Below are 513 nucleotides of genomic sequence, written 5' to 3' on the forward strand. Positions count from 1 at the left end.
TGAGCATTTGTTGCTTGGAAATAGGTTTCGCGACCTTTCAAGCTTTCAGGAGTGGGAAATTCAACTTCGACGAGATCGTGCAGCCACGCATTTTTGCGTTCGATGCTGGCTAACTGCTGTTCATTCATTTGAGTACCTTAAATATCTCAGGCTACAGAGTAGTAGCGAGTCAAAAACGAGGGCTGTATATGAGCCATCACGCCAATATTCCGAAAACCTAACAGGGTTTTCTATATCGCATTGACTCAACTCTTAAACATGAACTCGCTTTGAAGCGGTACATTAGCATGAAGCCCTTAACAAACCTAGCTAAAGTCCTGAGGTTGCGCCAAATTTTGTTTTAGATGCCAACGTCTGATAGATTGAATCTATATATTTTTCTAATTAAGGACGGAATAATGAAAAAACGTTTGCTTGCTTTAGGTTTGGTTACCATTCTTGCTGGCTGTGGCAACGATGAGGTTGGTGATGTCTCTTTGGGTATGTTTACTATGAAAGACATAAAACTGAATA

2 pseudogenes are annotated in these 513 nt (G+C 40.5%); one reads left to right on the plus strand and one right to left on the minus strand.

Features of this window, described 5'->3' with window-relative positions:
* Positions 1–128, minus strand: a pseudogene (locus R7093_RS28235) (flavodoxin); the annotation flags it as partial.
* A 270-nt stretch (positions 129–398) separates the two neighbouring features.
* Between R7093_RS28235 and R7093_RS28240 the strand changes: the two are divergent.
* Positions 399–513: pseudogene (locus R7093_RS28240) on the plus strand (lipoprotein); the annotation flags it as partial.

The sequence above is a fragment of the Vibrio sp. 1580 genome (assembly GCF_033340055.1).